Here is a 15578-nt window from a genome sequence, read left to right on the forward strand (position 1 = left end):
TTAGTTAGTTTATTGCATTATTCACAAAGACTTCATACTTTGTTATTCCATCTTATCTCCCAAAGTTTGGTCAATAAAATTTGTCATTTTCTTATATAAATGTAAGCGTGTATTTCCACCGTAGATACCGTGATTTTTATCTGGATAAATCATCCATTCAAATTGTTTGTCAGCTTGGATTAATGCTTCCACCATACGCATGGTATTTTGAACATGCACGTTATCATCACCTGTTCCGTGAATTAATAGAAAATCGCCTTTCAGTTTATCTACGTGGTTAATTGGTGAGTTTTCATCATAACCACTTGGATTTTCTTGAGGCGTTGTCATATAACGTTCTGTATAAATAGAATCGTAAAAACGCCAGCTTGTAACAGGTGCTACTGCAATAGCCATTTTAAACACTTCGTTCCCTTTAAATAAAGCGTTGCTACTCATAAAACCACCATAACTCCAACCCCAAATACCAATTCGCGATGCATCAATGTACGATTCTACGCCTAACTTTTTAGCCGCATCTATCTGATCTTCTAGTTCGTATTTTCCGAGTTCTTTTTGGGTTACTTTTTTAAATTCGGCGCCTTTATATCCAGTTCCGCGTCCATCAACACAAGCAATGATATAGCCTTTTTGAGCTAAATACTGATACCAATAGTCATTCGCATTACTCCAAGTATTGGAAACACTTTGCGAACCAGGTCCAGAATATTGGAACATAAATAATGGATAGGATTTGGCTGGATCAAAATTAGCAGGCTTAACCATCCACATATTCAAATCGTTGCCGTTGACAGCAATTGTTGAAAATTCTTTTTCAGACATTTGGTATCCTTTCAACTTATTTTGAAGCTCTGTATTGTCTTTTATTAATTTGATTTGCTTACCATTCTTGGCATTATTTAATGTATAAACTGGCGCTGTAGTTGCACTTGAAAAGGTTTTGATGAAATACGAAAAATCAGCACTAAAGGCAGCGCTATTTGTTCCATCATTTGCAGATAATCGGGTTTTATCACGACCGTTTAATTTAATAGAATACACATCGCGATTGATAGAACCATTTTCTGTTGATTGATAAAATATGGTTTTATTCTTGGCATCAAAACCATAGTAATTGGTTACTTCCCAATTCCCTTTGGTAATTTGGCTGATTAATTTTCCAGTTTCATCATAATGGTAAATGTGGTTGTAGCCAGCTTTTTCACTGGTCCAAATAAAGCTATGATCTTCTAAAAAGGTTAAGTTATCTGTTACATCCACATAGGCTTTATCACGATCTTCTAAAACCAAGTTAGCTGTATTTGCTTGTGCATTAACAAACCACAAATCCAATTCATCTTGATGTCTGTTCATATATTGCGCACTTAAAATATCTGGATTATTGGTCCATTCTATTCGTGGAATATAAAAATCGGTATAGGCCTTATTTACTTTTACTTCAGCAGATTTTACGGCATTCATATCAAAAATATGTAAGGATACGATGGCATTCGCTTCACCAGCTTTTGGATATTTAAATACGTTTTGTGTTTGGTATAAATCCTGCCCGTACACATCCATTGAAAATTCTGGAACATCCGTTTCATCAAAACGAATAAAGGCTATTTTGTTACTTCCCGCATTCCACTCAAAAGCACGAACAAAGCCAAATTCTTCTTCGTAAACCCAATCCGTGATTCCGTTAATAATTTTATTTTTCTCACCATCAAAAGTAATTTGTTGGGTATTTCCTGTTTTTAAATCTTTAACAAACAGATTATTATTGTAACCATAAGCTAATTTGGTTCCATCAGGAGAAAAAGTTGGTTCTTGAATTTTTTCTTCAGCTACTAATTCTAATTGTTTTGTTTTGGTATCATATATAAAATATTTCCCAAGGGTTGAACGTCTAAAAATAGACTCAACGTCTGTAGCTAAGAGTATTTGACTTTCATCATCACTAAAGGTGTAATCTGTAAAATATTTTACCGCTTCTAAATTAGCAGAATTCACTAACGTATTTTCCTTATTTAAGGTTTTATAATCATAAACATCTATGGTTGTAGAGCCCGAAGCACGATCAAAATTCAATACAGAATATTGCTGACCATTATTCATGGAATGCAAAGCATCCATGCGTTCAGTTCTAAAGGTGCCAGACCAGATGTCTTCAAGTGAAATTTTATTATTTTGAGCCGTTGAAAATAGGCTTGTTATAAAGCAAACTAACAGAAGTTGTTTTGTAAATCTCATTAAAAATAATGTTATAGATAAATTAATGTCAAGTTTACTAAAAAATAAGCAAAAAACCGTATTTATTAACAGTTAAATAGCCTTGACATGCAGAACTCACACAATAATAGTATCTTTACGTTTTGAACAAAATCTAAATGAATACACCCATATCAGGCTTTTCTAAATTCTCAAAATCCGAAAAAATCAATTGGATAGTTGATACCTATTTTACGAATCCAGAAGATGCCAAAGAAACGCTAAAACAATATTGGAATTCAGACCAAAAGCTACAACAGCTTCACGATGAATTTATTGAAAACACCATTACCAATTATTATTTACCATTAGGCGTGGCACCAAACTTCCTTATTAACGGAAAATTACACACCATTCCTATGGCTATTGAGGAAAGTTCAGTAGTTGCAGCAGCAAGTAAAGCAGCAAAATTTTGGTTGGAGAGAGGTGGTTTTAAGGCAACCGTTTTATCGACTACTAAAATTGGTCAGGTGCATTTTATGTTTCATGGAAATCCCGAAACACTCCAATCATTTTTTGAACAGGTAAAATCTAAAATATTGGCAGACGCAAAATCCATAACACTGAATATGGAAAAACGTGGTGGTGGGATTTTGGATATTGAACTCCGTAATAAAACAACAGATTTATCCGGTTATTACCAACTTCACGCTACGTTTGAAACGTTAGATGCTATGGGAGCAAATTTTATTAATTCCTGTTTAGAACAGTTTGCAAACACTTTTAAACGTGAAGCTTTGCTTTTTCAAAATTTTACCGACACTGAAAAGCAGATTGAAATTGTCATGAGTATTCTCTCTAATTATGTACCAAATTGTTTGGTGCGTGCGGAAGTATCTTGTCCTGTTTCCGATTTATCAGATGATAAAAATATCGACTCGGAAGCCTTTGCTCAAAAATTTATTCAAGCCGTTAAGATTGCTGAAATTGAACCGTATCGGGCAGTAACCCATAATAAAGGTATCATGAATGGAATTGATGCCGTTGTATTGGCAACCGGCAATGATTTTCGTGCCGTGGAAGCTGGCGTTCACGCCTATGCATCTCGAGATGGACAATACCGAAGTTTAACACATGCTAAAATTGAAAATGGCATCTTCACCTTTTGGATGGAAATCCCTTTAGCACTTGGAACCGTTGGTGGACTTACAGGCTTGCATCCTTTGGTGAAATTTGCCATGGAATTATTACACAAACCTAACGCTAAAGAACTCATGCAAATAGTAGCTGTGGCTGGATTAGCACAGAATTTTGCCGCATTGCGCTCTTTAACAACAACGGGGATTCAGGAAGGGCATATGAAAATGCATTTAATGAATATCTTGAATCAGTTTGATGCGACTTCAGATGAAAAAGCACAGATTATTCATCATTTTAAAACGCATGTGGTAACCCATCGAGCGGTAGTTGAAGCTATTGAAAACTTACGAAAATAAGGTAGACAGAATTTATCCTAAAAAAGATTACATACAAAGCATGACACGTTTTTATAGCAATGGCAAATTATTACTAACTGGTGAATACGTGGTTTTAGATGGTGCGCTTTCACTTGCTTTACCTACTAAATACGGTCAATCGTTAATTGTAAAACCCATAGATACAAATACTATTGAATGGAAAAGTACAAATGAAAAAGGAATGGTTTGGTTTAAAGACAGCATTACTATTTCTGAAAACAACATCATTAGTAACAACCGCAATAATCCTATTTCAGAACGATTAATTCAGATTCTTCAAGAAACAAAAGTATTAAATCCAAAATTTTTAAATTCAGGCTACACAGTTGAAAGCCACTTAACATTCCCACGAAATTGGGGCCTTGGCTCCTCTTCTACCTTACTGAATAATATAGCGAATTGGGCCGATGTGAATCCATATCAACTATTAGATAAAACCTTTGGAGGCAGTGGTTATGATATAGCATGCGCGCAACATGACACAGCCATATCCTATCAATTACACAATAAAAACAGGGACGTAAATCCCGTTCATTTTAATCCAAAATTTAAGGAGCATTTGTATTTTGTGTATTTAAACCAAAAGCAAAATAGTCGTGATGGTATTGCTAATTACAGGCAAGCATCTAAAAATAATACGGATGCTATTTCAGAAATAAATACGATTACCAATCAGATGATTGCTTGTGAAACTATTTCAGAATTCAATCTGCTATTGCATACTCATGAAGAAATTATTTCAAAACTAATTCAGCAACCAACTGTTAAAGCGCGTTTGTTTTCAGACTTTCCTGGCGAATTAAAAAGCCTTGGTGCTTGGGGTGGCGATTTTGTTTTAGTGTCATCTACAGAAAACCCTGAACGCTATTTTAAAGCGAAAGGGTATCATACACTTATTAAGTATCAAGACTTGATTTTATAATTAGATCAATATTCACGACACGTATTAAAACATAAATTTATTTTCTGTAGGATTATGTGCAACTGAAACGAGTTCAATTTACCGTGTAACACAAATATGATGCTTCTAAAACATCACAACTTAATTCTATAAAAACAAAAAAGGCTTTACAAATTGTAAAGCCTTTTCGTTATATAAAAAATACAACTAAATTATTGTACTGTTTTTGCTCTATTATCTTCAATTTCTGAAGCATCTTTAAGCGCAGGATATAATTTAGAATTTACTGAATTAACTTTAGCCACTTGCACTTGATTAGCAAGACCTTGATAATTATCTAATTCTGTAGCTGGTGTTAATTTCTCAACACGAATCATATACATACCTTTTTCTCCTTCAATTAATTTTGAAGTCTGACCTTCTTTCATTCCAAATGCATAACCAACAACTTTTGGCTCACTTCCTGCTCCAGAAATAGTTGGTGTTTTCATATTAATTGCTAATGCAGAACGTACTGATGTATTTTCAGCTTTTGCTAAATCTTCTAATGTTGTAGCAGAAACTCTACTTCTAATTTGCTCTGCTTTCTTTTGCTTGCGGATTGCTGGTAAAGCTGTAACTGAAGCATCTTCAGACTTCATTAAACCTGCCTTATTTTTTGCAACCAACTGCACAATAGCATAACCACCTGGCACATTGAAACGTTTGTAATTACCTACTTCAGTAGCATCTTCAAAAGCCCAACGCGTAATAGCACGTTGATTTCCTAAACCTGGAATAGTTTCATCTAATACTTTAATAGTGTTTACTGGACGAACTACATAATCCTTTTCTTTAGCCAAATCTGTTAAATCACCTTTTTCTAGACTGATTTCAAAGTTAGAGGCATTTCTAAACACATTGTTAACTGTTTGTTCTGATGGCTCAACATTTCTAGCAATTGTTCCAATCTTAACAGCACGTTGCTTGTTTTTCTGACCTAATATTTCAATAACATGAAAACCAAAATCCGATTTTACAACACCCACAGTGCCTTCTTCGTTTTCAAAAGCAAAATCTCTAAATTCAGGAACCATAGAATTGTAAGTAAACCAATCTAAAACACCTTCTTTTTCATTACTTACGGTATCAGCAGAAAAATCTAATAACGAAACAAACTTTTTCTTATCTGCTTTTATAACCGTCATTAAACTATCAGCTGTTTTTTTAGCTTCAACTTCTGTTTGAGTTGTGGTCTCAGATTGAGAGCGTGACCCTACAAACGGAATTAATATATGTCTTGCTTTTACCGAGTCTGGCAACTGCGTTACAGCAATCATTTTTGTTAACTTAACTAACCCGTTGTCTTTATAAGGACCATAAACATCACCAACATTCATATTAAAAATAGTATCGGCAACCGCTTCAGGTAAAGCCGTTTTTAAAATAAAACGATTATCGAACTTCACTTCAGAATTTGCAACAAAGTTGATGTAATTCTCATTGTTTTTAACCTTAGAGAATGCTTGAATTGTATCAGTTCTACCATTTACAAATTCAGCACGATCTGTTTTGTACTTGGCAATTTCATTTTCAAGGTCTTGAATATCTTCAACTGAAGCTTCTTCTTTAAACTGCACATACTGTAAATCTCTAGACTCCTCTACCTCGTAGTCTTTTCTGTGTTTTTTCATGTACGTTTCAATTTCTGCTTTAGAAACTGTAATCGTACTATCTGCTATTGAAGAAAACGGAACTTGCACAAATTTAACATCAGCTTTATCACCTTCTAATTGGTGTTCCAATTTACCTTCGGCAAGCGTTCCAATCATACCCGCTTTAACCATGTTAAAGTAGTTTTGTTGTAAAGCATTTACGGAAATAGAATTTTCGTAGTCAATCCATTGTTGATAGGCTACTGCAGACGTTGCTTTTAAATTAGCAATGTATTCTGTTAATTTATTATCATCAAAAAGTCCAGCTTCATTTTGAAAATCTGGGTTAGTTGCTAAATTAGTACGTAAAATATCACGCATTTGATCTCTTTCAACGCTAATTCCTAATTTTTCGAATTGATTTTCCAACACAGCATTACGAACTTCTTGTTCCCAAACACGATTCATTACTTGGGTTTGTGTAGCTTGACCGCCCATTTGTTGGGTTGCATTTTCTACTTTCATTAAGAAATCCTCACGTGTGATATCTTTACCATTTATGGTAGCAACAACGTTTTGAGATTTTGCTGAAAGCGCATCACTGTTTCTGAATAAATCTGATAATACGAATGAAAATAATGCTAATGCAATTATTAATATCAGGAATAGTGAGCGTTGTCTAATTTTATTTAAAACTGCCATCTGTACATTTAAATTTTTTACGATATAGTGCGCGAAAATACCATTTTCTATTTAATAATAAAAGGAGAATTTCGCATTAATTATTTTAATTGTCGGGAAATTAGTCTTCTTCAAGAATTTTAAGTTTGACTAAATCGATTTTTGTGTTAGAAACTTCCAAAATAGTAAACTGAAAGTCTGCCATTATAACCACTTCATCTTTCTCTGGAATACCTTCGGTAAAGTCTACAATTAAACCTCCTAAAGTCTCGTAGTTCTCACTATCTGGCAGATTTATCTTATAGGTTTCATTCAGATAATCCACCTCAAATCTAGCAGAAAAAATATAATTTTCGTCGTCAATTTTCTCTTCTGTTAATACAACAGTATCATGTTCATCTTCAATTTCACCAAAGAGTTCTTCAACAATATCTTCAACCGTCATAATACCAGAAGTACCACCATATTCGTCTAAAACAACGGCAATACTCTTACGTTTTTTAATTAAAGCACTTAAAACATCTTTAATCAACATGGTTTCTGGCACGAATTCAACAGGTCTTATTATGGATTTAAGCGTTTTTGGTTTTTTAAATAGTTCAAAAGAATGGGCATATCCTATTATTTCATCTATGTTCCCTTTATAAACTAATATTTTTGTAATTCCTGTATCGGTAAATTTCCCGTTAATAGTTTTCAGTGATTCAGTAACATCAACAGCAATAATCTCTGTTCTAGGCACCATGACTTCGCGTGCTTTTACTTCCGAAAACTCCAAAGCATTTTGAAATATTTGAATCTCCGTATCCACATCATCATGCGGTTCTGCCGATTCCATTTGCTCACTAATATAATGACCGAGTTCTATTTTGGTAAATGCCAGTTGCACTTGATCGCCTTCGGTTTTAAAGAATTTTTTAAGAACAAAATCGGTAATCCAGATAATAAAATCGCTTATCCATGAAAATAGCACGTAAAAGATATAGGCTGGAATAGCCAATAATTTAAGCAAGGAATTAGCATAAATTTGAAAAAATACTTTGGGTAGAAATTCTGCTGTTATTAATATGATAAGTGTTGAAATAACTGTTTGGGTTAGCAGACTAAAATCTACCAACAAGTAATTTAAAATAGCGGAATTGGAATCAGACAATGCCAGCATACCTTGAAACCATTCCACTAATAAATCACCCATAAAAAACCCATAAACTACTAAGGCTATATTATTACCAATAAGCATGGTAGCAATAAACTTGGAGGGTTTTACCGTTAATTTAGATAATATTTTAGCCAGTAAACCATTTTGCTTTTTTTCTATTTCAATGTGAATTTTATTGGAAGACACATAGGCAATTTCCATACCTGAAAAGAAAGCAGAAAGGATTAAGGATGCAATTATAATAATGACATCTGGATTCATAGGCTATTTGCGGTCTCTTTCCTCAAAGCGTTTATTGAATTTTTTTCTAAAGAAAAACATAAAAATAGCAGCAGCAGCTAATAGTATGGAAGCATAATCTATCACTTCGTTTTCCATATATTTTTGCGCAGCTACATAAATAAATAGAATAGCAAAAATTAAATAGGCGTACTGAAAAAATTTAAAGATTTTCATCTTGATAGGTTTGAATTGTTTATTAAAAACAAAGGTAAATAAAAAAACCTCATGCGTTTAAAAATCATGAGGTTTACATTATATTTTTATACTGATCTATTCGTCTACACTAATTAGACCATCTGTTTCTAGTACTTGAGCTTTTGTGAACTTTACATCCGAATCAAAACCCTTCCCATTTATAATATCTGTTCCAGTTCTAAAAGTAACAGGTTGATTTGTGAACAACCACTCTCTATTTTGGTCATAATATAATTGGTCAGCATATAAGGTGTCATTTTTATGCGATGCCAACACCACATTGCCTTGCATATCAATCAGCCCTGTTTTATCATACACAATGGCATAATCCGCAGTAATGGTACTTTTTTTATTATCCTCATCAAATAAATCCAATTCAACTGTATCAGGGAATTCTGAAAAAGGAAAATCTCTATTAGAGAAGTCTAACATTTTAGGACTGCGCAAAACAGCAGTTACACGACCGGAATCTGTATATTTTAAATTCATATTTTCTGCAACACCAATAGGTGCATTTTCAGAAATACCAATTTTTTTTACGTCCTCAAAATTATTTTTACAAGAAAAAACCATAGTCAAAGCAAAGGCTAAAACTATGGTTTTGTTTATATGGTTTTTAACACTAATCATTAAAGTGAAGGCACTGTAACAGATCTTCCAATCCAACAGCCAATATTAATTTTCTGTCCTTGTTTTGATGATTGGAAAATTTCTGATTTTTGTGGCGCTTTTGCTCTATAACTAGTAGCTGTTTGCGCAGCTGCACTTTTTAATGTTGGATCTACACGACCAGCTTTTTCAGCTTCGTCAGCAGCTAACCAGAATACAGCACGCTTGTTAAAATTACTATCTCCACAATCGTTAGCACTTGCATTATACATAGATGCAATACGTAAGTGAGGACGACCGTTTGAAGGGTTTAATCTCAATGACTTCATATAGTACTCACGAGCACTTCCATAGTGTCCTTTATTTTTAAGTTTATCGCCAATTCTTTCATTAAGTCTCGCTTTTTTGAATTTATCAGTTTCTAAACCTACAGCTTGCTCATAAAACGCTAACGCTTCATTTACTTTACCTTCTTTATCTTTTAAGATCCCTAAATAGTAAGCGGAATTGGCCGATGGGCTTATTTCATGGTATGCGTTTACTAATTTAAAGAACATTGGATCGTCTGTACATTCTTTTTCAGACATTTTACCAGCGGCACGTTGTAACCATTGTGCATCCGTTTTATTATCTTCAAAACCTTTTTCGTACAATGGAATTAAGTTTTCACAATTTGCGCGATCTCCTAATTTCTTATCAACAGCACTTGATACTTGATCGTATGCCTTTAAATAACTTTCGTAAGATCTTTGGTAACTGGATTCTTTTCTAGTTAAATCCGTACCTGCTTCTTCTTTTTCAATGATAACGTTTAATTTCTCTGAATAATTACCAACTTCTGTTTGAATTTTTTCAGCAACATCATCATATTTATCAAATAATTCCGCAGCAGTTTTAGATTGTACGTCATACAAATCTACCATTAAAGAAAAATACGTGTATAATGATTTAGGATTTGTGAAATTTTCTTTATCTGCTTTAAAGGCTGCATCAAAACAATTATATAGTTCTAAATCTGACAAACCTAAAACCTCTCTGTTATCATATTGTAACTGACAAGATTTTGTTTGAAACTCACCAACTGGCGAATCACTAGCAAAATTAGCTTGACGCTCTTCGTATAATTTAGATAAATCTTTAATAAAATTTACTTTTTCAGCACCTGTTGCTTTGTCAATTTTATGCTCTAAAATATCAGCACCTTGACTATAAATAGCTTTGTGTAGTTTTGGACAATTTGTACGAACATACATCCAAGGTTCAAAAGCAGCATCATAATTTTTTGCTTTGGCATATTCAGAAAAAATAGACAATTTCGTCATACATTCCTCGTTCTGTTGCGCGTGGGCAACTTGAAAGCCTAAAAATAGCACTACAGCTAATAATGTGATTTTCGTTTTCATAATATTCATGGTAAAAGTGTTAATCATATCTTTTCTTTTGGAACCATCTGTCGTTTAAGGATAAACTCAAACTAAAGTTAAAAAAGTTCTCTTGTATTAAATTACTATTTGTTGTTCCACGCTTTCCGTATTCAAAACCAATGTTAGCATTTGAGAAGAAATCGTTTCCTACTGGTAATCCTAACCCAAAAGACATGCCAAACTCATCAATGGAGGTATTATTTATGTTTAACCCAGACGACTCAAAGCGTAATCCAGCCCTATAAACCACTCGGCTTAAGTAACTTGAAAAAGAATTATACTTTGGAATAATAAACCCACCAAGTGCTAAAGTTGAGCTATTGGAATAGTCAACTCCGGTATAACCATAGAGTTCATTTTTAAAATTTTTGGTATTTTGGAACGTATATTCAGCACCAACAAACCAAATTCTTGGTTGCCCAATACCTGCACCCAATGATATTTTTGAAGGTAAAATAAACTCCGTTTCATCTAAACCTTGTGCCGCTAAATCAGCATCAATAGTATCAACAGGGAATTCAATATTTGTATCTGGATTAAAAAGAATACTACCAAAAGATCGTTCGTTACGCGATTTTAATCTGGTTTCTGGTGTAAACGTAAAACCTGATTGCAGCTCTAAATCATCAGTAACCATAGCTTTATAGGTCAGTCCAAAATTAAGACTAATACCACTTAAATCTGATCGGTTTGTTTCTTGCGATTGATATTGTAGAATGGTACCATCATCTGGATCATAATCAAAAACAATCGTGCTATTTTTAATATTTCCGAAGTTATAATTAACATCAACACCAACACTGAAGTTTTTATTAATGTAGTAACCAGCGGATAGATATGTTCTGTTTACACCACCTTCACCTCGAAAACGTTCATTTAAACTTAAATCGCTATTTCTGGTTTCCAATTTATATCCAACGGATGTGTATGGAATTAACCCAAAGCCAACTCCAAGCCTTCCAAGTGGAATACTCATAGATAGATAATCGAAGGTTGACGATTTTAATTTATCTTCTCCAGAATCACTTTTAAGCTTTAAACGCGAATGTGATCCTGCTACCGAAAATATAACAGGTCTATTTTCGTTTCCATAAACAGCTAAATTTTTACTTCCGTATGCTGCTGGGTTTTTTAGGTTAAGGTGAATACTATCTGTATAAATACTTATGCCTCCCATACTTCTGTTTTCCACGGTACCTTTAAATTTCAAGCTCCCAATTCCATAAAAGGAATAGGGTGAAGCTGTACCATCTTGCGCATAACTTTTAATTGCAAATACAGCAATAAAAACTAATACCAGTTTTTTAATCATTCGTTTGAATTATATTGTAAAATGTGGTTTAATCCTTCTAATAAGAAATTAGAATGGGCAAATATGCTACTTTTTAATTGTTTAGACAAAAAATTAATGTCTCCTCCTGTTAAAATAACTGTTAAATCTGAATATTTTTCTTTATAAGTCTGAATAACACCATCAATTTCAAATAAAACACCATAAATAACACCTGAATGAATGGCTGAATTTGTGGTGTTACCAATTATCATTTCAGGAACTTCTTTAGTTAATAACGGTAAGTTTGCTGTTAAATTATTTAAGGATGTATATCGTAATCTAATTCCGGGAGAAATTGCACCACCTAGATACTGATTTTGATTCGTAATAAAATCATAAGTTACACAAGTACCTGCATCAATTATAAGTATATTTTGATTTGGGTATTTTTTAACCGCAGCGCTAACCAATGCTATCCTATCGACACCTAACGTATGCGGTGTTTTATAATCATTAATAAAAGGCAACGGTATTTCTGCGTTTAAAACCAGAACATGTAGCCGTTTTTTAATAGTATCCAATTGCAAATTGGACAACAATCCAACCGATGAAACGATGGATTTACTGATTCTAGGGTATTTTTTTAGGAGATTTTCAAAATTAATTTCAAACTCCTCTAATGAGCAAGTTACTTTTTCAAGAAGCTCATCCACTTGAAATACAGCTATTTTCACGGATGTATTGCCAACATCTATTATTAAATTCATAGGATAATTTAAGGATGTAAAAATACAAAACGATTTTTTATAAATTTTCTTTTGGTGAATAATAAAAACAAGTTATATTTGCAACCGCATTTAGCGCTGGTGCCTTAGCTCAGTTGGTAGAGCAAAGGACTGAAAATCCTTGTGTCCCTGGTTCGATTCCTGGAGGCACCACCACCAAAACCCAATCTGAAAAGATTGGGTTTTTTGGTTTTATAAGGTTTTGAATATTCGTTTAGAGCCTAACCAAAGTCTTCATAAAACATATTGATTTAGAAAATTCCCGAAAACCTCATCACTTTCATGTATCATTTTAATTCTGCAGAATTAAAAATTTCATGTATGCAGCTAAAACCATACAACAGTTTTAGTTATCTTGAAACACCTTAAAACCGCTTTGCATCATCTATTTTATTTTAAAAAAATGGCAGAGCATTTAAAACGCACGAATGGAACTTTTTAAAAAAATCAAGCAAATTACTCATCTAATGAAGCATATAGATTTTGCCGAATTAGGTGAAATTTCAGAAAAGATAGATTTACCTAAAATTATGAAATCTGTTGGTGAGTTAGATGACGCTCAACTTAAAGGTTTAATGAAAATGCTTACTGAAAAAGCAAAAAAAGGACAACACAACCTACCGCCTATTGATGGCGATTTTTATGATTACGACTTAAAACTCACCCAAGAACAGCGCGAAATCCAACTAAAAGTTCGCAGTTTCATGGAAACAGAAATAGAACCTATTGCCAATTATTATTGGAATAAGGCCGAATTTCCCATGGAAATTATACCCAAATTAGCGGCGTTAAACATTTGCGGTGTTGCTTTTGAAGGTTACGGATGCCCTAACTTACCTTTTATTATGGAAGGTATTATTGCCGAGGAATTAGCACGTGTAGACGTTTCCATCTCTACCTTTTTCGGTGTTCACAGCGGGCTTGCTATGGGTTCTATTTATCTCTGTGGTAGTGAAGAACAAAAACAAGAATGGCTACCAAAAATGCAAAAAATGGAGGCCATTGGTGCTTTTGGCTTAACAGAACCAAACGTGGGCAGCGGTGTTGCCGGCGGCATGGAAACAACGTGTCAGAAAGTCGGTGATACGTGGGTTTTAAACGGTGCGAAAAAATGGATAGGAAACGCCACCTTTGCCGATGTTATTATTATTTGGGCCAGAGATGTGGACGACAATCAAGCCAAAGGTTTCTTGATGCGCAAAGGTAATCCCGGATATAAGGCTGAAAAAATTGAAAATAAAATGGCATTGCGAACCGTTCAAAATGCCCTAATTACGATTACCGATTGCAAAATCCCAGAAAGCGATCGACTTCAAAAAGCCAATTCGTTTAAAGATACCGCCAAAGTATTACGAATGACACGAGCAGGTGTTGCTTGGCAAGCTTTAGGTTGTGCGCGTGGCGCCTATGAAAGCGCCTTAAAATACACCAAAAAGCGTGAGCAGTTCGGAAAACCGATTGCCAAGTTTCAGTTAATCCAAAATCATTTAGTGGAAATGCTCGCCAACCTAACAGCTATGAAAGCTATGGTTTACAGACTATCCGAATTACAAGACCAAGGTTTACTAACAGACGAACACGCCTCATTAGCCAAAGTATTTTGTTCCATGCGAACTCGAGATGTGGTAAGTCGCGCGCGTGAAGTTATGGGCGGAAACGGTATTTTATTAGAATATGACGTGGCACGCTTTGTTGCCGATGCCGAAGCTATTTATTCCTATGAAGGCACTAAAGAAATTAACTCCTTAATTGTTGGTCGAGCCATTACTGGTTATAGTGCGTTTGTTTAAAACTATAGATTTATTAAAACTAAAAACTCCAAACATCACGTTCGGGGTTTTTTAGTATAGATATGCTTCTCTCAAATTAATGCGGCAACTTATCTTTAAGAACTCCATATACGTACGTCCCTAAAATAGCCGAAGCAATAACCACCAAGATTGGCCAATAACCTGCACCTACCAAAACATACATAGGCCCTGGACAAGCACCCGCCAATGCCCAACCTAATCCAAAAAGTGTTCCACCAATTAGGTAACGCTTAAAGCCACTTTCTTTTGCTTCAAACTGAAGCGTTTTACCGTAAAACGATTTAATTTTGAAGCGTTTTATAACAAACGTCATCAACAAACCTAGACTTAATGCCACACCTATAATGCCATACATGTGAAAAGACTGGAATTGAAACATTTCAAAAATACGAAACCATGACGCCGCTTCCGATTTAAACATGGTGATTCCAAAAATGACACCTATTACTAAATATATACCTGTTCTCATCATTTAAAAAATTAAAGGGAATACTACATGAACCATTATCAAGCCTCCTAAAAAGAAACCAACAACCGCAATTAATGAAGGCAATTGTAAATTACTCAAACCAGAAATAGCATGACCAGAAGTACAACCTCCAGCATAACGCGCTCCAAATCCGACTAAAAAACCACCAATAATTAAAACTAACAATCCTTTTACATCCGTAAAAACATCATTTCCAAACAATTCAGTTGGCATATAGCTTGTTCCAGCACTATCAAACCCTAAAGCATTTAAGTCTGCGACGGTTTGATTACTGATAGCCACTGTATCGTTAGGTGATAAATATTCCGAAGCAATAAAGCCACCAATGACAGCTCCAATAACGACGATTAAATTCCAACGTTGGGATTTCCAATCGAAATTGAAAAAATCTGTACGCTTTCCAGCGCCTACCATACTACAAAGTGTGCGGAGGTTAGAAGACATTCCGAAACGTTTATCTACCATAACGAGCAGAAACATTACTAATGCAATCATAAAGCCAGAGAAATACCAAGGCCAAGGTTCAAGAATAAATGCCATGTTTTGTGTTTATTTTTTTGCAAATAAACAGATAAATGTTCAAGAAACTAAATCCTTTGTAACATTCGTTACAGACTTTGGTAGTTC

At 34.3% G+C, this 15578-nt stretch carries 13 protein-coding genes and 1 tRNA gene; 4 read left to right on the forward strand and 10 right to left on the reverse strand.

Translation table 11 applies throughout. The features are described 5' to 3' along the window. Window positions 1-42 precede the first annotated feature (42 nt). A complete protein-coding gene (locus ES675_RS00415; RefSeq protein ID WP_066252316.1) occupies window positions 43-2232 on the reverse strand; it encodes a S9 family peptidase in 2190 nt (729 codons plus the stop codon). Between the two features lie 137 nt (window positions 2233-2369). On the opposite strand from ES675_RS00415, the gene ES675_RS00420 reads away from it, so the two are divergent. Together ES675_RS00420 and ES675_RS00425 are read left to right on the forward strand one after the other, a co-directional pair. Continuing rightward, the gene (locus ES675_RS00420) at window positions 2370-3686 is read left to right on the forward strand and encodes a hydroxymethylglutaryl-CoA reductase, degradative (protein WP_066252315.1); all 1317 of its coding nucleotides are present in this window, start codon (window positions 2370-2372) and stop codon (window positions 3684-3686) included. Further along, complete coding sequence (locus tag ES675_RS00425) at window positions 3667-4629, forward strand: GYDIA family GHMP kinase (RefSeq protein ID WP_317130530.1); 963 nt, start codon at window positions 3667-3669, stop codon at window positions 4627-4629. The genes ES675_RS00420 and ES675_RS00425 overlap by 20 nt, the downstream gene beginning before the upstream one ends. 191 nt (window positions 4630-4820) lie before the next feature. Here ES675_RS00425 and ES675_RS00430 read toward each other — a convergent pair whose 3' ends face one another. From ES675_RS00430 to ES675_RS00460, 7 genes are all read right to left on the reverse strand, one after another. Continuing rightward, window positions 4821-6944, reverse strand: coding sequence for a peptidylprolyl isomerase (locus ES675_RS00430; protein WP_066252313.1), 2124 nt, complete (start codon window positions 6942-6944; stop codon window positions 4821-4823). Between the two features lie 100 nt (window positions 6945-7044). Further along, window positions 7045-8343 carry a hemolysin family protein gene (locus ES675_RS00435; RefSeq protein WP_066252312.1) on the reverse strand — a complete coding sequence of 433 codons (1299 nt, stop codon included), beginning with the start codon at window positions 8341-8343 and terminating at the stop codon, window positions 7045-7047. Window positions 8344-8346: 3 nt separating this feature from the next. Further along, the gene (locus ES675_RS00440; protein ID WP_066252309.1) at window positions 8347-8538 is read right to left on the reverse strand and encodes a hypothetical protein; all 192 of its coding nucleotides are present in this window, start codon (window positions 8536-8538) and stop codon (window positions 8347-8349) included. Between the two features lie 96 nt (window positions 8539-8634). Then, window positions 8635-9189, reverse strand: a complete 555-nt coding sequence (gene lptC, locus ES675_RS00445) for an LPS export ABC transporter periplasmic protein LptC (RefSeq protein ID WP_066252307.1) — start codon at window positions 9187-9189, stop codon at window positions 8635-8637. Continuing rightward, window positions 9189-10598: a tetratricopeptide repeat protein gene (locus ES675_RS00450; RefSeq protein WP_082985923.1), complete on the reverse strand. Its 1410-nt coding sequence runs from the start codon at window positions 10596-10598 to the stop codon at window positions 9189-9191. Before ES675_RS00450 ends, lptC begins: the two co-directional genes overlap by 1 nt. Continuing rightward, window positions 10591-11904 carry a hypothetical protein gene (locus ES675_RS00455; protein ID WP_066252305.1) on the reverse strand — a complete coding sequence of 438 codons (1314 nt, stop codon included), beginning with the start codon at window positions 11902-11904 and terminating at the stop codon, window positions 10591-10593. The genes ES675_RS00450 and ES675_RS00455 overlap by 8 nt, the downstream gene beginning before the upstream one ends. Beyond that, a complete protein-coding gene (locus tag ES675_RS00460) occupies window positions 11901-12632 on the reverse strand; it encodes a type III pantothenate kinase (RefSeq protein WP_066252303.1) in 732 nt (243 codons plus the stop codon). The genes ES675_RS00455 and ES675_RS00460 overlap by 4 nt, the downstream gene beginning before the upstream one ends. A 98-nt stretch (window positions 12633-12730) precedes the next feature. On the opposite strand from ES675_RS00460, the gene ES675_RS00465 reads away from it, so the two are divergent. Further along, window positions 12731-12806 (forward strand) — tRNA-Phe (locus ES675_RS00465). Between the two features lie 272 nt (window positions 12807-13078). Further along, entirely contained in the window at window positions 13079-14440 is a 1362-nt protein-coding gene (locus ES675_RS00470) for an acyl-CoA dehydrogenase family protein (protein ID WP_066252300.1), read from the forward strand. 76 nt (window positions 14441-14516) lie between these two features. On the opposite strand, the gene ES675_RS00475 is transcribed toward ES675_RS00470, so the two are convergent. Together ES675_RS00475 and ES675_RS00480 are read right to left on the reverse strand one after the other, a co-directional pair. Then, complete coding sequence (locus tag ES675_RS00475; RefSeq protein WP_066252407.1) at window positions 14517-14930, reverse strand: DUF6691 family protein; 414 nt, start codon at window positions 14928-14930, stop codon at window positions 14517-14519. A gap of 3 nt (window positions 14931-14933) precedes the next feature. After that, window positions 14934-15491: a YeeE/YedE family protein gene (locus tag ES675_RS00480; protein ID WP_066252298.1), complete on the reverse strand. Its 558-nt coding sequence runs from the start codon at window positions 15489-15491 to the stop codon at window positions 14934-14936. Window positions 15492-15578: the final 87 nt, after the last annotated feature.

The organism is Algorimicrobium algoritergicola (genome assembly GCF_008086165.1).
GTDB classification, from domain to species: Bacteria; Bacteroidota; Bacteroidia; order Flavobacteriales; family Flavobacteriaceae; genus Algorimicrobium; species Algorimicrobium algoritergicola.